17 protein-coding genes are annotated in these 20,177 nt (G+C 46.3%); 8 read left to right on the top strand and 9 right to left on the bottom strand.

Annotated elements, in window-relative coordinates; translation table 11 throughout:
• The first annotated feature begins 12 nt into the window (after positions 1–12).
• From atpH to glmU, 6 genes are all read left to right on the top strand, one after another.
• Positions 13–546, top strand: coding sequence for a F0F1 ATP synthase subunit delta (atpH, locus tag ACED25_RS12500; protein ID WP_009848122.1), 534 nt, complete (start codon positions 13–15; stop codon positions 544–546).
• Positions 547–559: 13 nt separating this feature from the next.
• Positions 560–2,101, top strand: coding sequence for a F0F1 ATP synthase subunit alpha (gene atpA / locus ACED25_RS12495; protein ID WP_009848121.1), 1,542 nt, complete (start codon positions 560–562; stop codon positions 2,099–2,101).
• Positions 2,102–2,149: 48 nt separating this feature from the next.
• Positions 2,150–3,016: a F0F1 ATP synthase subunit gamma gene (atpG, locus tag ACED25_RS12490; RefSeq protein ID WP_009848120.1), complete on the top strand. Its 867-nt coding sequence runs from the start codon at positions 2,150–2,152 to the stop codon at positions 3,014–3,016.
• A gap of 34 nt (positions 3,017–3,050) precedes the next feature.
• Positions 3,051–4,454, top strand: a complete 1,404-nt coding sequence (atpD, locus tag ACED25_RS12485) for a F0F1 ATP synthase subunit beta (RefSeq protein ID WP_009848119.1) — start codon at positions 3,051–3,053, stop codon at positions 4,452–4,454.
• A gap of 18 nt (positions 4,455–4,472) precedes the next feature.
• A complete protein-coding gene (locus ACED25_RS12480) occupies positions 4,473–4,895 on the top strand; it encodes a F0F1 ATP synthase subunit epsilon (protein ID WP_004735742.1) in 423 nt (140 codons plus the stop codon).
• Positions 4,896–5,077: 182 nt separating this feature from the next.
• A complete protein-coding gene (gene glmU / locus ACED25_RS12475; protein ID WP_029222948.1) occupies positions 5,078–6,439 on the top strand; it encodes a bifunctional UDP-N-acetylglucosamine diphosphorylase/glucosamine-1-phosphate N-acetyltransferase GlmU in 1,362 nt (453 codons plus the stop codon).
• Positions 6,440–6,562: 123 nt separating this feature from the next.
• Here the strand turns inward: glmU and punC are convergent, their stop codons facing one another.
• Entirely contained in the window at positions 6,563–7,774 is a 1,212-nt protein-coding gene (gene punC, locus ACED25_RS12470) for a purine nucleoside transporter PunC (RefSeq protein ID WP_017099678.1), read from the bottom strand.
• Positions 7,775–7,937: 163 nt separating this feature from the next.
• Between punC and punR the strand changes: the two genes are divergently transcribed.
• Positions 7,938–8,852: a DNA-binding transcriptional activator PunR gene (punR, locus tag ACED25_RS12465; protein WP_012605101.1), complete on the top strand. Its 915-nt coding sequence runs from the start codon at positions 7,938–7,940 to the stop codon at positions 8,850–8,852.
• A gap of 96 nt (positions 8,853–8,948) precedes the next feature.
• Here the strand turns inward: punR and ilvA are convergent, their stop codons facing one another.
• From ilvA to ilvG, 5 genes are read right to left on the bottom strand one after another with little or no spacing between them, the layout of a single operon-like run.
• Positions 8,949–10,493, bottom strand: a complete 1,545-nt coding sequence (gene ilvA / locus ACED25_RS12460; RefSeq protein ID WP_371695397.1) for a threonine ammonia-lyase, biosynthetic — start codon at positions 10,491–10,493, stop codon at positions 8,949–8,951.
• A 2-nt stretch (positions 10,494–10,495) separates the two neighbouring features.
• Positions 10,496–12,337 carry a dihydroxy-acid dehydratase gene (ilvD, locus tag ACED25_RS12455; RefSeq protein WP_102558253.1) on the bottom strand — a complete coding sequence of 614 codons (1,842 nt, stop codon included), beginning with the start codon at positions 12,335–12,337 and terminating at the stop codon, positions 10,496–10,498.
• 33 nt (positions 12,338–12,370) lie between these two features.
• Positions 12,371–13,339 (bottom strand): branched-chain amino acid transaminase, encoded by a 969-nt coding sequence (locus tag ACED25_RS12450; RefSeq protein ID WP_371695396.1) that lies wholly within the window; start codon positions 13,337–13,339, stop codon positions 12,371–12,373.
• Positions 13,340–13,351: 12 nt separating this feature from the next.
• Positions 13,352–13,636 carry an acetolactate synthase 2 small subunit gene (ilvM, locus tag ACED25_RS12445; RefSeq protein WP_009848112.1) on the bottom strand — a complete coding sequence of 95 codons (285 nt, stop codon included), beginning with the start codon at positions 13,634–13,636 and terminating at the stop codon, positions 13,352–13,354.
• A gap of 1 nt (position 13,637) precedes the next feature.
• Complete coding sequence (ilvG, locus tag ACED25_RS12440) at positions 13,638–15,284, bottom strand: acetolactate synthase 2 catalytic subunit (protein ID WP_012605098.1); 1,647 nt, start codon at positions 15,282–15,284, stop codon at positions 13,638–13,640.
• Between the two features lie 471 nt (positions 15,285–15,755).
• Here ilvG and ACED25_RS12435 point away from each other — a divergent pair, with 471 nt between their 5' ends.
• Positions 15,756–17,279, top strand: coding sequence for a YifB family Mg chelatase-like AAA ATPase (locus ACED25_RS12435; protein WP_371695395.1), 1,524 nt, complete (start codon positions 15,756–15,758; stop codon positions 17,277–17,279).
• A 141-nt stretch (positions 17,280–17,420) separates the two neighbouring features.
• Here ACED25_RS12435 and ACED25_RS12430 read toward each other — a convergent pair whose 3' ends face one another.
• The 3 genes from ACED25_RS12430 to ACED25_RS12420 all read right to left on the bottom strand — a co-directional run bounded on the left by ACED25_RS12430 (position 17,421) and on the right by ACED25_RS12420 (position 20,153).
• Positions 17,421–18,374 (bottom strand): DUF2860 domain-containing protein, encoded by a 954-nt coding sequence (locus tag ACED25_RS12430; protein ID WP_371695394.1) that lies wholly within the window; start codon positions 18,372–18,374, stop codon positions 17,421–17,423.
• A gap of 139 nt (positions 18,375–18,513) precedes the next feature.
• Positions 18,514–19,113: a thiol:disulfide interchange protein DsbA/DsbL gene (locus ACED25_RS12425; protein ID WP_012605095.1), complete on the bottom strand. Its 600-nt coding sequence runs from the start codon at positions 19,111–19,113 to the stop codon at positions 18,514–18,516.
• Between the two features lie 53 nt (positions 19,114–19,166).
• On the bottom strand, positions 19,167–20,153 hold the full coding sequence (locus ACED25_RS12420) for a serine/threonine protein kinase (RefSeq protein WP_009848107.1): 987 nt from the start codon (positions 20,151–20,153) through the stop codon (positions 19,167–19,169).
• Positions 20,154–20,177: the final 24 nt, after the last annotated feature.

Here is a 20,177-nt window from a genome sequence, read left to right as displayed (position 1 = left end):
AAGGGGCTGTATATGTCTGATTTGACTACAATCGCACGCCCCTATGCTAAAGCAGCGTTTGACTTTGCGGTAGATAAAGGTGAGCTAGACCAATGGGGTCAAATGCTTACTTTTGCTGCCGAAGTGGCACAAAATGATGATGTTCACAATTTATTAAGCGGTTCTATGACTGCTGAAAAATTAGCTGAAGTATTCATTGTAATTTGTGGCGAACAATTTGATGAATTCGGTCAGAACTTAATTAAAGTGATGGCAGAGAATGGCCGCTTAATGGCTTTTCCTGATGTTTGTAAAGAGTTCTTTATACTCAAAAAAGAGTATGAGAAAGAGATCGACGTTGAAGTAACTTCAGCGGTAGAACTTTCTGAAGAACAACGTGCAGAAATCAGCAGCAAATTGGAACAGCGCTTAGCGCGCAAAGTTCAGCTGAATTGCAGTATAGATGAGACTCTACTTAGTGGAGTTATTATTCGAGCCGGAGACCTAGTCATCGATAACTCAGCGCGCAGTCGTTTAGACCGCCTGAGCGATGCATTGCAGTCTTAATGGGGATTGGAGCATGCAACTTAATTCCACTGAAATTAGCGATCTAATTAAACAACGTATTGAATCTTTCGACGTTGTTAGTGAAGCTCGCAATGAAGGTACTATCGTTTCTGTAAGCGATGGCATCCTTAGCATCCACGGCCTAGCGGACGTGATGCAAGGTGAAATGATCGAACTACCGGGTGGCCGTTACGCTCTAGCACTAAACTTGAACCGTGATTCGGTTGGTGCTGTTGTAATGGGCCCGTATGCTGACCTACAGGAAGGCATGAAAGTTACAGGTACTGGTCGTATTCTAGAAGTACCAGTAGGTCCTGAAATGCTTGGTCGTGTTGTAAACACGCTAGGTGAGCCAATTGATGGTAAAGGTCCAATCGAAGCTAAATTGACTTCGCCTGTAGAAATTATCGCACCAGGTGTAATCGACCGTAAATCGGTAGATCAACCTGTTCAAACTGGTTACAAGTCTGTTGACTCAATGATCCCTATCGGTCGTGGTCAACGTGAACTAGTAATCGGTGACCGTCAGACTGGTAAAACAGCAATGGCGATCGATGCGATTATTAACCAAAAAGATTCTGGTATTTTCTCTATCTACGTAGCTATCGGCCAAAAAGCGTCGACTATTGCTAACGTAGTTCGCAAACTAGAAGAGCACGGCGCACTAGCAAACACTGTTGTTGTTGTTGCATCTGCTTCTGAATCTGCAGCGCTGCAATACCTTGCACCGTATGCTGGTTGTGCGATGGGCGAATACTTCCGTGATCGCGGTGAAGATGCACTGATTGTTTATGATGATCTATCTAAGCAAGCTGTCGCTTACCGTCAAATCTCGCTACTACTTAAGCGTCCACCAGGTCGTGAAGCGTTCCCAGGTGATGTTTTCTACCTTCACTCTCGTCTACTAGAGCGTGCAGCTCGTGTAAGCGAAGCATACGTAGAAAAATTCACTAACGGTGAAGTGACAGGCAAGACTGGTTCTTTAACAGCTCTTCCTATCATCGAAACGCAAGCTGGTGACGTATCTGCATTCGTACCAACGAACGTAATCTCGATTACTGATGGTCAGATCTTCCTACAAACTGAGCTGTTCAACGCGGGCGTACGTCCAGCTGTTGACCCAGGTATCTCAGTTTCTCGTGTAGGTGGTTCGGCGCAGACTAAAATCATCAAGAAGCTATCTGGCGGTATCCGTACTGCTCTAGCTCAATACCGTGAACTTGCAGCATTTGCTCAGTTCTCTTCGGATCTTGATGAAGCGACTAAGAAGCAGCTAGACCACGGTCAAAAAGTTACAGAACTGATGAAGCAGAAGCAATACGCTCCTATGTCTGTATTTGACCAAGCTCTAGTAATCTTCGCTGCAGAGCGTGGATACCTTCAAGACGTTGAACTTTCTAAAGTTCTAGACTTTGAAGCTGCTTTACTGTCGTTTGCTCGTGGTCAATACGCTGATCTAGTAACACAGATCGACGCAACGGGTGCTTTCAACAAAGAAATCGAAGCTGAGCTGAAGAAGCTTGTTGACGATTTCAAGGCAACCCAGACCTGGTAATTGGTAGGTGGTCTTAGGGCCACCTCATACCATTAACGGAGAGTAACGATGGCCGGCGCAAAAGAGATACGTAATAAAATCGGTAGTGTTAAAAGCACACAGAAGATTACGAAAGCAATGGAAATGGTAGCAGCTTCAAAAATGCGTCGTTCTCAAGACGCAATGGAAGCTACTCGTCCATATGCAGAAACAATGCGTAAAGTGATCGGTCATTTGGCTAATGGTAGCCTCGAGTATAAGCATCCTTATCTTGAGGAACGTGAAGCCAAACGTGTTGGTTACATCATCGTTTCTACAGACCGTGGTCTTTGTGGTGGTTTGAACATTAACTTGTTCAAGAAAGCCATGAACGACATGAAAGATTGGTCTGAGAAAGGTGCTGATGTTGAGCTTGCAATTGTAGGCTCTAAAGCAACAGCATTTTTCAACAACAGCGGCGCGAAAGTAGCAGCTCAAGTTTCTGGTCTGGGCGATCGTCCAAGCCTTGAAGACTTGATTGGCTCTGTGAGCGTTATGCTGAAGAAATATGATGAAGGCGAACTAGATCGCCTGTTCGTAGTGTTCAACAAGTTTGAAAACACTATGGTTCAAGAACCAACGATCGATCAATTACTTCCTTTGCCTAAATCAGACAGCGAAGAAATGAAACGCAGTCATTCTTGGGACTACATTTATGAGCCCGAGCCAAAGCCACTACTAGATGCACTATTGGTTCGCTATGTCGAATCTCAAGTGTACCAAGGTGTGGTCGAGAACCTTGCTTGTGAGCAAGCGGCTCGAATGATTGCAATGAAATCAGCAACAGATAATGCTGGTGACATTATTGATGACTTAGAACTTGTGTATAACAAAGCCCGTCAATCGGCGATTACACAAGAACTTTCTGAGATCGTTTCAGGCGCAGCTGCGGTTTAAGCTTAGGTAAAACTAAATAGTTAGAGGATTAACGATGGCTACAGGTAAGATCGTACAGATCATCGGTGCGGTAGTCGACGTAGAGTTCCCACAGGGCGAAGTACCTCGTGTATACGATGCTCTGAATGTTAATGAAGTGAAAGAGCGTCTAGTTCTTGAAGTTCAGCAACAACTTGGCGGTGGCGTAGTTCGCGCAATCGTAATGGGTAGCTCTGATGGTTTACGTCGTGGTTTGACAGTTGAAAATACTGGCGCTCCAATCTCAGTACCAGTAGGTACTAAGACATTGGGTCGTATCATGAATGTCCTAGGTGACGCGATTGATGAGTGTGGCGAGATTGGTGCTGAAGAGCATTACGCCATTCACCGTGAAGCTCCAAGCTACGAAGAGCAGTCTAACGAGACAGCTCTTCTAGAAACTGGTGTTAAAGTAATCGACTTGATTTGTCCATTCGCTAAGGGTGGTAAAATCGGTCTATTCGGTGGTGCTGGTGTAGGTAAGACCGTTAACATGATGGAACTTATCAACAACATCGCACTTCAACACTCAGGCCTATCTGTATTTGCAGGTGTAGGTGAGCGTACTCGTGAAGGTAACGATTTCTACTTTGAGATGCAGGAAGCAGGTGTTGTAAACATCGAAAAACCTGAAGAATCAAAAGTAGCGATGGTTTACGGCCAGATGAACGAGCCACCAGGTAACCGTCTACGTGTTGCACTGACTGGTCTAACAATGGCAGAGCGTTTCCGTGACGAAGGTCGTGACGTTCTACTGTTCGTTGATAACATCTACCGTTACACACTAGCAGGTACTGAAGTATCAGCACTTCTAGGTCGTATGCCTTCTGCGGTAGGTTACCAACCTACACTAGCTGAAGAAATGGGTGTTCTACAAGAGCGTATCACGTCAACTAAAGCTGGTTCTATCACGTCTGTACAGGCGGTATACGTACCTGCGGATGACTTGACTGACCCGTCTCCAGCAACAACGTTCGCTCACTTGGATGCAACGGTTGTACTTAACCGTAACATCGCATCTATGGGTCTATACCCAGCGATCGACCCGCTAGATTCTACTTCACGTCAACTGGATCCATTGGTAGTTGGACAAGAACACTACGACATCGCTCGTGGCGTTCAGTCTACTCTTCAGCGCTATAAAGAGCTGAAAGATATCATTGCTATCCTAGGTATGGACGAGCTATCTGAAGAAGATAAGCAAGTTGTATCTCGTGCTCGTAAGATTGAGAAGTTCCTAACTCAGCCTTACCACGTAGCGGAAGTATTTACAGGTGACCCAGGCGTTTACGTACCTCTTAAAGAGACTCTACGTGGCTTCCAAGGTCTTCTATCTGGTGAATACGATGACATTCCAGAGCAAGCGTTCATGTACTGTGGTGCAATTGACGAAGCTATCGAGAATGCTAAGAAGCTATAAGGCTAACTAGGAGGCGATATGGCAGCAATAACCTTTCACCTAGACGTTGTAAGTGCCGAGAAACAAATTTTCTCTGGTCTTGTTGAGACGTTTCAGGTGACCGGTAGTGAGGGTGAGCTTGGTATTTTCCATGGTCACACTCCACTGCTGACCGCTATCAAGCCTGGTATGGTGCGTATTGTTAAGCAGCACGGCCACGAAGAAATTATTTATGTTTCTGGTGGTATGGTAGAAGTTCAGCCTGGTACAGCGACTGTACTGGCTGATACAGCTATCCGTGGTGAAGAGCTAGACGCAGCAAAGGCGGAAGAAGCTAAACGCAAGGCTGTGGAGAATATCCAAAATCAGCATGGCGATATAGACTTCGCACAAGCGGCCGGTGAACTGGCTAAAGCCATTGCTCAGTTACGAGTTATCGAACTGACAAAGCAGCGTCGTTAATCTTTTTAAGATTATAGACTCTGAGATAAAGGCGACCTAAGGGTCGCCTTTTTGCATTTTTAGGTTCTGAAAAATACACCTTTTAAGCACCACTACTGGTTAAATGGTTATTGTGATTTAATTTTTTGGCCAAAAACGGTTACAATATCGGCTTAATAAAAATACTGTTGGATAGGTTTACAATGAAGTTTAGCGCAGTGATTCTCGCGGCGGGCAAAGGCACTCGCATGTATTCAAACACACCAAAGGTTCTGCACACGCTTGCGGGTAAGCCAATGGTGAAGCATGTTATCGATACATGTAATGGTTTAGGCGCTCAAAATATCAACCTGGTTTACGGCCACGGTGGTGATCAGATGAAGGCTACTCTAGCTGAAGAATCTGTAAATTGGGCACTGCAAGCTGAGCAGTTGGGTACTGGCCACGCTGTGGATCAAGCATCTGCACATTTCGCTGATGATGAAAAAGTATTGGTGCTATACGGTGATGTCCCACTAATCTCTCCTGAAACCATTGAGAACCTATTAGACGCTCAACCAAACGGTGGTATCGCACTACTAACGGTCGTGTTAGACAACCCGATGGGCTACGGTCGTATCATTCGTCGCAATGGCCCGGTTGTCGCTATCGTTGAGCAAAAAGATGCAACCGATGAGCAGAAGCTTATCAAAGAGATTAATACTGGCGTTATGGTGGCTACTGGTGGCGATCTGAAGCGTTGGTTGTCTGGCTTAAGCAACGATAACGCACAAGGTGAATACTACCTGACTGACGTTATTGCAGCGGCTCACGATGAAGGTCGTGCGGTTGAGGCTGTACATCCAGTAAGCCCAATTGAAGTTGAAGGCGTGAACGACCGCTCTCAACTGGCTCGTCTAGAGCGCGCTTACCAAGCTGAACAAGCAGACAAGTTATTAAAGCAAGGCGTAATGTTACGTGACCCAAGCCGCTTCGACCTACGTGGTGAGCTTCAATGTGGTATGGATGTTGAGATTGATACCAACGTAATTATTGAAGGCAGCGTAAGCATTGGTGATAACGTGGTTATCGGCACCGGTTGTGTATTGAAAGACTGTGAGATTGATGACAACACTATCGTTCGCCCATACAGCGTAATCGAAGGTGCGACAATTGGTGAAGACTGTACGGTTGGTCCTTTCACTCGCTTACGTCCTGGAGCTGACATGCGTAACAATTCGCATGTAGGTAACTTTGTTGAAGTGAAGAACACTCGTCTTGGTGAGGGTTCTAAAGCTAATCACCTTACTTACCTAGGTGATGCTGAGATCGGTCAACGTGTAAATGTGGGTGCGGGTGCTATCACTTGTAACTACGATGGTGCGAACAAGTTTAAGACCATCATTGGCGATGACGTATTTGTTGGCTCAGACAGCCAATTAATAGCGCCTGTTACGATTGGTAATGGTGCTACCGTTGGTGCTGGCTCTACAGTAACGCGCGATGTTTCTGAAAATGAGCTAGTTATCAGCCGTGCGAAAGAGCGCAAGATTGCCAACTGGCAGCGTCCGACTAAGAAAAAGTAGTCTCAACTATAAATCAGATGACTGCGATAGAGCTAATAGCACTGCTACTGGTTTTTCTTAGATATCTAGATATAAAAAAAGAGCGACTAATATCGCTCTTTTTTGTTTTATTTAACCTAGAAACTAGTCTTGTTTCTCGTCAGCGACCACTCGAGAGTTGTCTGGTGTCGCGAAGTGTTCAGAAAGCTCTTTGTTCGAAACAATATAGCCAACCCACAATGCACCCAAACAAATCACAACCGCGATACCCGTTGCGCTTAGTGCTTGGCTAGCCATTGCCGCGACCAATGCACTTGATAGGCCACTGATACTGATTTGCAGGCTGTTTTGTAGGCCAGCAGCTGTTGCTGGGCTTTGCTTAGCACTTGATAGAGCACGGTTTACTACGATTGGGTAAAGTGCACCGTTTGCTACAGCAATCAAACAGAAAGGCGCAAGCAGAGGCCAGATTGACGTCAGTTCCCACTGTGATGCAATGAAGATAAGCATCGCTGCAACGCTGAACAAACCGATAAGATTTCTTAGTACAACGCCATCCCCATATTTCTTCACCGCTTGCTTACCGAAGTAACCACCCGCCATGAATGCAATTGTCTGTGGAATAAAGCTCAAGCCGATGTCTTTTGCTTCATAACCCAGTTGAGCCATGATCTCTGGCATACCGGTTAGGTAAGCGAAGAACGCTGCAGATGCCGAAGCAAACATTAAAACATTACCCATGTAAGGTTTTGATTTTATCAACATCTTGATGTCTGTCTTAATCGATGTCTGTTTTACTTCAGGCGCTTCTTTTGGTTGAGCCATTGTTGTTGCAATTAGTAGTGCGCCCATCAAAGTCAATGTAATGAAGATACTGTGCCAGCCAAAGCTGTCTGCTAGCAACACACCCAGTTGAGGTGCTAGTGCTGGAGATAGCGCTACTAGAGGCATGATAGTAGCAAAAATTTGCTGGCTACTGCTCTGAGAGTAACGCTTGATAACCATGGCTTGCCAAATTACCGCAGGCGCACATACACCGATCGCTTGAATGAAGCGCAGTGTCAGTAGATGCCATACTTCGGTACTGAATGCTAAGCCAAATGAAGCTGCGGTGAATATTACTAGACCGACTGCCAGCGTGTTGCGGTGACCATACTTGTCACTTGCGAGACCCCAAAGAAGCTGACCTAGTGCCATACCACCAAGGAATACAGTTAGAGACAGAGCAATTTGCTCTGGGCCAGTTGCGAAATCAACTTCCATTGCCTTAAATGCAGGAAGGTACATATCAGTCGCAATAAAGCCAAGCATTGAAAGAACTGCAAGGTAGACTAATTGAAATTTAGAAATATTCATAAGATGCCATTAAACTAAAGGTAATGATGTTTTTATCATCAAAAAAATTGTTTGATATACAGAAGTGAAAGCCCCTGTTTATTTATGCTGACATTCTATTTTTCAGACCTGATAAAATAAAACGCTAAAATATGTGGTTATCAATCAAAAAATTTGAAGGCTTATGTTCTCTAAATCCTCGTTAGAAATGCTCGACACTGTGGCGCGCTTGGGTAGTTTTACCGCAGCTGCTGAACAGTTGCACAAAGTGCCCTCAGCGATCAGCTATGGGGTTAGGCAGGTAGAGCAAGAGCTTGATGTTCTACTTTTCAGACGCTTACCAAGAAAAGTAGAGCTGACACCTGCAGGAGAGCTGTTTATTGAAGAGGCTCGTCAACTGCTGAGACAGATGGAAGAACTCAGTGCCCAGACTCGCCGAGCAGCGCGTGGTTGGAAGAAAACCTTGCGCCTAACGCTTGATAACGTGGTTAAGCTCGACAAGATGAAGCCTATGATTGAAGAGTTTTATCAAACCTTTGAGTTCGCTGAGCTGCAGATTAACATGGAAGTGTTTAACGGCTCTTGGGAAGCCATTGCACAGGGCAGGGCGGATGTCGTGATTGGTGCAACCTCGGCGATTCCGGTTGGTGGTGACTTTGAAGTTAAGGATATGGGGCGGTTAGATTGGGCATTTGTGATGTCACCCAGTCACCCGTGTGTGCGAGAGCAAAACCTTAATGAAGCCTTTGTCAGTCAATACCCAGCAATATGTTTGGATGATACCTCCAGCGTGCTGCCTAAGCGTCACACTGGCCATTATGCAAGTCAGAGACGTCTACTATTGCCTAATTGGTACAGCGCAATAGAATGCCTTAAAAATGGTGTAGGGGTGGGTTACATGCCAAGGCATATCGCCGCACCTATTATTGAGCAAGGTTTGCTGGTAGAAAAAATATTACCTGAGCCAAGCCCGCAGAGTCATTGCTGCTTAGTGTGGCGTAAAGACGACAACCATAAGTTGATCGAGTGGATGGTTAAGTATTTAGGATCGAGTGAACAGCTTCACCAAGATTGGTTGGATCATCGCAAAGCGATCTAATGATGTGATCCGTTGAAGATCATTCGGGTTAGGTTTTAGTCTCGCCCATAAAAAGAGCGAGTAAATACTCGCTCTTTTTGATTCGGTCGTTAACTCTTATGACAAGAAGAACTTGTAGGAAGGGTTATCGGTTTCATCTTTGCATTGGTAGCCGAGTTCTTCTAAGTGCGTAGAGAACTGAGCCAAATCGTCATCACCAAGCTCAAAACCACACAGCACGCGACCGTAATCAGCACCATGGTTACGATAGTTGAACAAGCTGATATTCCAGTGAGTCCCTAAGGTATCAAGGAATTTAATCAATGCCCCAGGGTATTCAGGGAACTCAAAGCTGTACAGACGTTCTTTCAATGGCTTCGATGGTTTACCGCCAATCATGTAACGAATGTGCAGCTTTGCCATCTCGTCATCAGACAAGTCGACAACTGGGTAGCCGCCCTCACGTAGGTCATTGATGATGTGTTCGAGTTCTTCTTGTCCACCTTGTAGACGTACACCAACGAAGATATTCGCCAGGCTTTCGTCGTTGTGGCGGTAGTTAAACTCAGTCACCGCTCGACCACCAATAATGTTACAGAACTCTAGGAACGCACCTTGTCGCTCTGGAATAGTCACCGCAAGTAGACCTTCTCGCTTCTCACCCAATTCACAACGTTCAGAGACATAACGCAGACCGTGGAAGTTGGTGTTCGCACCAGACAATACCGTTGCTAGTTGCTTATTTTGCAGTTGGTTTTGTTCTGAAAACTTCTTAAGGCCTGCCAGAGCAAGCGCTCCTGAAGGCTCAGCAATTGCACGGGTGTCTTCAAAGATGTCCTTTACCGCAGAGCAGATTTCATCGCTAGAGACTGTAATATGACCATCAATGTACTGTTGGCAAAGACGGAAGGTTTCTTCACCAATGCGTTTAACCGCAACACCATCAGCAAACATGCTGACCTGATCCAGTACCACTGGTTCACCCGCATCCAGTGCTGCTTTCAAGCAAGCTGAGTCTTCAGGCTCTACCGCAATCACTTTAATCTCTGGCATCAGTTGTTTGATAAGCACTGCAACACCAGCGGCTAAGCCACCACCACCAACTGGCACAAAGATATAATCCATGTGACCGTTTTGCTGCAGCATCTCCATGCCCATAGTACCTTGCCCTGCAATCACCAGTGGGTGATCGAAAGGAGGAACAAAGGTGAAGCCATGTTCAGCCGATAGGCGTTCCGCTTCCGCTTTTGCTTCATCGAAATTACTGCCGTGCAGAACCACATTACCACCAAATCCGCGTACCGCATCAACCTTGATATCCGGCGTCGTTTTTGGCATCACGATCGTGGTTTGAATACCCAACTTAGAGCCAGACAGTGCCATACCTTGAGCATGATTACCCGCCGATGCCGCAATCACACCTGCGGTTTTTTGCTGCTCAGAAAGGCTTGATACCATGTTGTAGGCACCACGTAGCTTGAACGAGTGCACCGGCTGACGGTCTTCTCGTTTAAGCTGAACCTGATTACCAATGCGCGCGCTTAAACGTGGCATATCCTGCAGAGGTGTCACGATAGCTGCTTCGTAAACCGGTGCTCTCAGGATCTGACGCAGATAATCTGCGCCACTTTGTTTTTGGGGGCTGGAGGTGTCATCACTCATAGTTAGCCCTCAAGTTTAGACTTATCACGTACAGCGCCTTTGTCGGCACTGGTCGCCATGCTTGCATAAGCTTTCAGTGCGAAAGACACTTCACGCTGACGGTTTTCTGGTTTCCAGCCTAGTGCATCTTGTTTAACGCGACGTGCTTCAAGCTCTGCTTCTGGCACATCAAGTGTGATTGAGCGGCTAGGGATGTCGATAGTGATAATATCGCCAGTGTTCACTAGACCAATCACACCGCCACTTGCTGCTTCTGGAGAAGCGTGACCGATAGATAGACCTGATGTACCACCAGAGAAACGTCCGTCAGTTAGAAGCGCACACGACTTTCCTAGCCCCATCGATTTTAGGTAAGTCGTTGGGTAAAGCATCTCTTGCATGCCCGGACCACCTTTAGGACCTTCGTAACGAATAACAACCACTTCGCCGGCTTTTACTTTACCCGCTAAGATGCCGTCTACTGCCGTATCTTGGCTTTCAAATACGATTGCAGGGCCTTGGAATTTAAGGTTTTCTTCATCAACACCCGCGGTCTTAACGATACAACCATCAACGGCGATGTTACCTGAAAGTACCGCTAGGCCACCTTCTTGGCTGAATGCGTTTTCTTTGGTACGAATACAACCTTCTTTACGGTCGTCATCAAGACGATCCCAACGGCAATCTTGTGAGAATGCTTTGGTTGTTCGGATGCCCGCAGGGCCAGCACGGAAGAACTTAAGCACCGCTTCGTCTTCTGTCTGCATGATGTCGTACTGAGCAAGTTGCTCTTGCATGCTTAGACCAAGCACGGTGCGAGTTTGGTTATTGAGTAGACCTGCACGATCAAGCTCACCTAGGATAGCCATTACGCCACCAGCACGGTGAACGTCTTCCATATGGTATTTAGGTGTTGAAGGCGCAACCTTACATAGGTGTGGAACGCGGCGAGACATCTCGTCGATATCACCCATATCAAAATCAATCTCACCTTCTTGAGCTGCCGCTAAAAGGTGAAGAACGGTGTTACTTGAACCACCCATCGCGATATCTAGTGCCATTGCATTATCAAAGGCTGCGCGGTTAGCGATGTTGCGTGGCAGTGCTGATTCGTCGTCTTGCTCGTAGTAACGCTTAGTGAGATCAACGATACGTTTACCTGCATTGATGAACAGCTCTTCACGATCAGCGTGTGTCGCCAGCATAGAACCGTTACCAGGCTGAGATAGACCCAGTGCTTCTGTTAGACAGTTCATTGAGTTTGCTGTGAACATACCTGAACATGAACCACAGGTTGGACATGCAGAACGTTCTACTTGCTCACTTTGCTCATCTGAAATCGTTGGATCGGCACCCTGAATCATCGCGTCAACAAGGTCGAGCTTGATGATTTGATCTGAAAGCTTGGTTTTACCCGCTTCCATTGGGCCGCCTGATACAAAGATCACTGGGATGTTAAGGCGCATTGCGGCCATCATCATTCCCGGAGTGATTTTGTCACAGTTAGAGATACACACCATCGCATCTGCACAGTGTGCATTGACCATGTACTCTACCGAGTCTGCGATAAGCTCACGTGATGGTAGTGAGTACAGCATACCGCCGTGACCCATTGCGATACCATCATCCACAGCGATGGTGTTGAATTCTTTAGCGATACCGCCCGCTTTCTCGATTTCACCCGCAACCAGCTGACCCATGTCTTTAAGATGAACATGGCCTGGTACAAATTGAGTGAAAGAGTTTACAACCGCGATGATTGGCTTACCGAAATCATCATCTTTAACGCCAGTTGCACGCCATAAAGCGCGCGCACCAGCCATGTTGCGTCCGTGGGTAGTCGTTGCTGAACGATAGATTGGCATTGCTTAAATCCTTATAAAATATTTGGCTGTTGCTTACTTAGTTGTTTGCGTTTGGTTTGCTGAAGTTTGGTGTTCTGGGTAAACATAATCTAACCAGCCCCATTTATCTTCAGTGGTTCCATTGAATAAACCAAAGTAAGCTGCTTGAACTTTTTCAGTGATAGGACCGCGTTTGCCTTCACCTACTGTAATTTTGTCTACGCTGCGAACTGGAACGATTTCTGCTGCTGTGCCTGTCATGAATACTTCATCGGCAAGGTATAGCGCTTCACGAGCAATGTTCTCTTCACGGATTTCGTAACCCATGTCTTTTGCTAGCGTCATGATCGAATCACGAGTAATACCCGGCAGAATTGCGCTGGTTGCTGGTGGTGTTGATAGCACGCCATTACGAATCACGAAGATGTTCTCGCCCGCACCTTCTGAAAGGTAACCATCGACACTCAGTGCGATACCTTCATCGTAACCATGACGACGAGCTTCACCACCAACCAGTAGTGAAGATAGGTAGTTACCACCGGCTTTTGCTGCGGTTGGGATGGTATTTGGCGCTGCACGATTCCAGCTTGATATCATCGCATCTACGCCATTTTCTAGCGCTTCTTCGCCTAGGTAAGAACCCCAAGGGAAAGCAGCGATGATCAGATCCATCTCAGTGTTTTCTGGCGGGCAGACACCCAAACCAACGTTACCAACGAAACCTAGAGGGCGGATGTACGCAGACTGTAGCTTATTTTGGCGTAGCGTTTCGCGAGTCGCTTCCATAATTTCTTCCTCTGTGTAAGGAATTGGGAAGCGGTAGATTTTCGCTGAGTCTTTTAGGCGTCTTGCATGCTCTGGGTGACGGAAGATAACCGGACCCTTTGGCGTGTTGTAACAACGAACACCTTCAAACACCGAAGTACCGTAGTGCATTGCGTGAGTCAGGACGTGAACGTTCGCCTCTGCCCAAGGAACCATTTCACCGTTAAACCAAATATAGTCTGCTGTTTTAGCTGTCATGTTAGCGGTTCCTTATGCGTTTATCTTTTGTTGTAAGTTGTTGTTTGGCAATTCATTACGGCTTATCGAGATAACGTCAACGGTACGCACATCCCACAGCTTTTCGATTTGGTTTACCAAGAAAGAGATCGGACGCTCACTGTCGACAATGATCTCAACACTCGCCACTTTGCTTTCGTGGTTTTGAGTGCCAGCTACTTGCTTAACAATAAAGCCACGGTGGCGGATAACACGAAGAACACGCTCTAGTAGTACAGGCTTATCATCGGCTTTGATGTCTAATAGGTATCTTTTCATGTTATGTGTTCTCCAACATCTCACTGTTTGAAGCACCTGGCGGTACTAGTGGCCATACGTTCTCTTCTTCATCGATAAGAACATGAAGTAGGTAAGCGGTTTTGCTCTCTAGCATCTCTTTCAGTGCTGGTTCTACTTCTTCTTTACGCGTGATGGTTTTGCCCGGGATATCAAATGCTTTCGCTAGCATGACGAAATCCGGGTTGTCATCCAAGATGGTTTCACTGTGTCGGCCATCAAAGAACAGCGATTGCCATTGGCGAACCATGCCTAAGCGCGAGTTGTTAAGCAGCACCATTTTTACTGGGATTTGGCGACGCTTCAGCGTACCAAGCTCTTGAATGTTCATCATGAACGAGCCGTCACCAGAGATAAGTATAGATTGGTCATTAGGACGACCAACCGATGCACCCATGGCTGCAGGTAGGCCAAAGCCCATAGTGCCTAAGCCCGCTGAAGTGATGAAGTTTTGTGGATCGCGTGGCTGAATGTGTTGAGCTGCCCACATCTGATGTTGGCCAACATCGGTCGAAACCATAGAACTCGCAGGCATCATGTCTGACAGTTGTTTCAACAACAGAGGTGCGAAGATAAGGTCGCCAGGGTGGTCGTAACGCCATTTGAATGAGCTACGAAGGCCTTCGGAGTGATGAACCCAAGAAGAGATGTCTTGGCTTAGCTCCAGTTGAGGCATGATCTTGTTGATGTCACCACGAATTGGTGCATCGGCAAGACGTAGTTTACTGAACTCTGCCGCATCGATATCAATATGGATAACTTTAGCGTGCGGTGCAAAGGTGTCGAGCTTGCCGGTTACTCGGTCATCAAAACGAGCGCCAACAACAATCAACAGGTCACTTTCTTGAACCACTAGGTTAGCGGCTTTGGTGCCGTGCATACCCAGCATACCCAAGTAGTGTGGGTCGTCACGTTCAATGGTGCCTAAGCCTTTTAGTGTGCTTACTGCAGGCATTGGGTTTAGACGTAAAAACTCACGAACAGCATCGGTTGCTTTCGCCAGTTGAACGCCACCACCTACGTATAAAACAGGACGAGTCGCTTGAGACAAGAAGTACTGAGCTTGCTCAATAGCATCCGTTGTCACTACAGGAATTGCGGGTGGTGTAAATTCAGGAAGAGTTTTTACAGGGGACTCTGCTAGTTGAACATCTTTAGCGATATCGACAATAACCGGACCGGGACGCCCTGCTTTTGCAACGATAAATGCTTCAGCCAATGTCGGCGCAAGATCTTCAATATCGGTAACAAGGTAGCTGTGTTTAGTACATGACAGAGACATACCAATCACATCCATTTCTTGGAATGCATCGGTACCAATGTGGGAACTAGCAACTTGACCTGTGATCGCTACGAGTGGGATGGAATCCATAAAAGCATCAGCAAGACCTGTGACTAGGTTAGTTGCACCCGGGCCTGAGGTTGCCATACAAACAGCGACGTCTTGCGTTGCTCGAGCCATACCGATAGCGGCCATTGCAGCGCCTTGCTCATGGCGACATAGGATATGTTCAACCCCGCCGTCATAGAGTGCATCGTAGATTGGCATGATGGCACCGCCAGGGTAACCAAATACGGTCTCAATGCCTTGTTGCTTGAGTGCGGATACGACCAGTTCTGCGCCTTTCATCGTAATTCCTCCGTATTACCTTTGTTTTGGTAATTGTTTCCATTGTCTCTGCACATCTTGTGCTCCCATTCTTCCTGTAAATCGGCAAAGCCGAAAATGTTTCAAAATATAAAATCGAATGTCTAAATTAGAAAAAACCCCCGGACTTTTCAGTGCGGGGGTTTTTTCTAATTCGTGGTTACTTTTTTCCCACTCGCCCCCGCGCAGTCTCAATAATGACTACGATAATCAGGTTAATCAGTGCGTAAATGCGAGCGTTAAATGTCATAAAGTTCGAGTTTTCTCGTTTATTGTCTTAAGTAAATGTCTACATCTCTAGTGTTATCACACAAATCTGCTGCATGACAAGGAAAATGTCATTCTTTTTTCACATTAAAACACCATTCCACCACGCTATATAACAACCTTATGGCTTTGGTGAGCAATGAATATCCAGAGTGAATACTTTTAAATCAAAGACAAAGGAAAGTTATGGGACTCGCAATAATTCATAGCCGAGCTAGTGTGGGTGTAGAGGCACCAGAAGTGACTGTGGAAGTGCATATTAGCAACGGAATGCCCGGTTTTACGCTGGTGGGTCTACCTGAAACGACGGTTAAGGAATCTAAAGATCGAGTAAGGAGTGCCATCATCAATTCTCGCTTTGAATTTCCATCGAAAAGAATCACGGTCAACCTTGCACCTGCAGATTTACCCAAAGAGGGAGGACGTTTCGATCTGCCAATTGCGCTTGGGATTTTGGTGGCGTCCGATCAGCTTCCGACATCAAAAATAGTTCAACATGAATTTATCGGTGAGTTGGCGTTGTCCGGAGAGTTGCGTTCAGTAAAGGGCGTGTTGCCAGCGACGTTAGCCGCCGATAGCGTTGAACGATGCTTAGTGGTTCCGCACCATAACGGTGATCAGGCGGCCTTAGTTGGCAAGGGAGCGCATAAATCTGCACAAACCTTGTTGGAGGTTTGCGCTGATATGTGTGGCCAGGCTCAGCTTGGTTTATATCGAACCGAGCATCATCATGTAGATGTGTCTGATAATCGTGACTTACAAGATATTATTGGCCAGCAACAAGGTAAGCGAGCACTGGAGATCGCCGCAGCGGGCAACCATAACCTGCTTTTTCTCGGCCCGCCCGGAACTGGAAAAACCATGTTGGCGTCTCGATTGCGCGATTTGTTGCCCGAAATGAGTGACGGCGAGGCGATGGAAACCGCGTCGGTAGCCTCTTTAACGCAGCAAGAGATCAATCAATACAACTGGAAGCAACGACCTTTCCGTTCCCCACACCATTCGAGTTCGATGGCAGCATTGGTCGGTGGTGGCTCGATACCTCGCCCCGGAGAGATCTCTTTGGCGCATAACGGATTATTGTTTCTCGATGAGATGCCTGAGTTTGAGCGCAAGGTGCTCGATTCATTACGAGAGCCTCTAGAGTCAGGTGAGATCATTATTTCACGCGTGGCAGGCAAGACTCGTTTTCCTGCACGCTTTCAGTTGGTCGGAGCCTTGAACCCAAGCCCGACTGGTTATTACGAAGGCAATCAAGCACGCGCTAATCCTCAGATCATATTGCGCTATCTCAATCGATTATCGGGGCCACTGCTTGATCGGTTCGATATGTCATTGGAGATCCCTCTATTGCCCAAAGGGATGTTAGCCGAAGGAGGTGACCGTGGTGAAACCACTCAAGTCGTGAAGCAACGAGTTAAACAAGCGCGTCAGTTGATGTTATCTCGAAACCATAAGTCGAACGCACTGTTAGGTAGCCGAGAAATTGAAAAGTATTGCCCATTGCGACGCGAGGATGCGGAGTTTTTAGAAACGGCACTGCATCGACTGGGCTTATCGATTCGTGCTTATCATCGAATCATCAAGGTAGCGCGAACTATTGCGGACCTAGAGGGTAATGCGCAGATTGAAAAGAAGCATTTATCAGAGGCACTTGGTTATCGAGCAATGGATCGATTGTTGAAGCAACTTACGGCTCAAGCGGTGTAGTCATACCAATCGTAGTAAACAACGGGTCATTTATTTACTGTGATTGGTATAGAAACAAGAAAGCCTGCTTTTTACGTAGGCTTTCGTTGTTATGAACCAATTGTTATGAACTAATGGTTATTAGCGAGCAGTGATGCCTAACTAGAACTTGTAGTTCAGGCCAACTGAGACGATGTATTGTGATTCATCGTAGAAGGTAATGTTTGAGTCGCTGGTGCCATAGCCCGCAAGCGAAACAAACGACCAGTTTTCCCAGTCCATGAATTGATCATATTCATACGCGGCAAACAGGTTGATGTTGTCGTCGCTGCGCTTCTTGTCGTAGATAGGGTTGCTTGCATCGTAAGAGCGTTGGTTATAGCCCGCTGTTAGTGCGTATTGGTGACGACCCATACCGCCGAATAAGCTGACTTCACCACCGAACTGCTCATAAGAAGCAGCTTTGCCATCCGCAGAACTTGATTGGTAAATCAATGATGGCACTAACATCATGGTACGATTGATTGGCTGACGGTACTGACCTTTCAGGTAGAAAGTATTGGCATCACGCTGTAGTTCTTCTCTAACTCGATCATCTTCTACATCTTTGGTGGCGTAGGCCATGTCTAACGAGAAAGCTGAGCCCGCAATGCTACTTAGTTTCAAACGAAAGGCATTGCCTGTTTCATCCGTTTTGGTGCGACCTGAAGTGGTGTTGTACGGATCGGCCCAAGTCTCACCAGACATGATAGTCGGCAGAAGTGAAGCGTCGATGGTCATGCCTGACTCTAGTTGGTATTTATAGCCAACCTCCAGTACAACAGTACCGGTTGCCACATCATCACGAGCGGTACCTGTGTACACCTGGTGATTTAGCTTCTCACCAAAGGTGTAAGCGACACTGCCTAAAGGTGCGACAAGAAATGAGCTCTCAGATGAGGCTTTCTGTGTCTTTGACGAAATGGTGCTATCAGCATCGGTATTAAAGTTTGAGGTGGAAGAGGTAACCCCTGTATTAATAGAAATTTCACCACTGAAACCTTGTTCGTCTGCAAGCTTGGCAAAAGCAGGAGAGGTTGCAATGCTCAGTGCCAAAAGCGTTATTTTTATTTTCATTCAAAGGCTCCTTGCCTACCAGTTCTTAGGACTGGATATTAATATCAGTAAAGCACAACGTTTTCAGGATGATTGTTTATCTATGAATATTTTTGAACTAGTGCAAAAAAGGAAGCCGAAGCTTCCTTTAATCAATACGTTACTTCTTAAGTAGGAAGTTAACGAGCTCGAAGTACTCATCGAGAGAGCTGATACCTTGAGCGTCGACTAGATAGCGGTTGTTAACGACGACCGCAGGAACACCAGAAAGACCGCTGTCTTTGAATGCTTTGTCGAAGCGGCGAACCATAGAGTCGACTGCAAAGCCGTTGTATGCCGCATCGAATTTCTTAGCATCAACGCCTTCGTCTAGGAAGATTTGACGCAATTCTGCTTCATCGCGTGGTGGCTTGTTCATGGTGTGGATGCGGTTAAACATCACTGGCACCATTTTATCTTCAACTTTCAGGGCAATCATGGTTGCGTAAGCTTTGCTCATTGGCAGCCCCATGTTGCCACCCATGAATGAAACATGGTTCTTCTGTAGCTTAGCGTCTTTTGGTAGCTGTTGTTTTAGCTGCTGGATGATTGGTTCAAAGCTATTACAGTGTGGGCAGTAGAAAGAGAAGAACTCTGTCACCATTGGTTTTTTTGATGCTTCTAGATCGAGAACTTTGTAGTGTTCACCTTCGTTAAATTTCGCAGCGTGAGCTGAAAGGCTCAACATGATCAATGAGAAAAATGCGAATAGCTTTTTCATTTATCCAATCTCCATTATGTTTGAATTTTTATCTAGTTGTGTTGCGATTGCTGTTACCACTGAGGCATTAACGAAAGTGGTGGCTCTTGCAGGGTAGCAATTTGCTCTTTACAAGCAAGTACTTGTTGCTCCCAATATTTTGGATCATTAAACCATGGGAAGGCTAGAGGAAATGCAGGATCGTTCCATCGTTTCGCCAACCATGCCATGTAATGCACCATACGTAGACCGCGTAGTGGTTCGATTAGTTTCAGTTGCGCGGTATTAAAATCGCAAAATTCTTGATAGCTCTCTAGCAGAATATCCAGTTGCATTAGCTTATCTTGACGCTCGCCGTTAAGCAGCATCCACAAATCTTGTATCGCAGGGCCGTTACGTGCGTCATCAAGATCGACGAACATTGGCCCGTCACGCCATAAGATATTGCCAGGGTGGCAGTCACCATGCAGGCGGATATTTTCAATATTGCTTGGCCACTGGCTCTCTAGCTCTTTGATCAGAAGGTCGACATCATTGAAGAACGCGTTCTCTAGGTGTGTCGGGATAAACTGAGAGTTCTCTAGAATTTTACGTGGTTGATAAAGGTATTCGTCTAAGCTGATGGTCGGGCGATGCTGGAATGTTCTTCCTGCGCTGGCTTTATGAATACGCCCAAGAAAACGCCCAACGCCTTCCAATTGGTCTAGATTGTCGACTTCGTACTGTCTGCCACCAACACTTTCAAATAAGGCAAATAGGTAGCCTTGATATTCATGTAAGGTTGCGCCATTGATTCGCATTGGAGGTGCAACTGGCATCTCTTGTTCGATAAGCTCGAGTGCGAAGTCATGCTCTTCTTGGATCTGTGCTTTGTTCCAGCGCTGCGGACGATAAAATTTAACGACGTAGCGTTTACGGTCTTCATCGGTGAATTGATACACTCGATTTTCGTAACTGTTGAGAGCGAGAAGCCCGGATTCAGCACGGACTCCAATACTCTCCAGTGCGTACCACATGAAGTCAGGAGTCAGGTTATCAAAGTTAAAGGCTTGCATCGTCATAGAATAAAAAAGGCTCATTACTGA

Source organism: Vibrio sp. 1F263 (genome assembly GCF_041439035.1).
GTDB lineage: Bacteria > Pseudomonadota > Gammaproteobacteria > Enterobacterales > Vibrionaceae > Vibrio > Vibrio tasmaniensis_A.
Note: the sequence above shows the minus strand (reverse complement) of the source record. Positions and strands in the feature narration are given on the sequence as shown.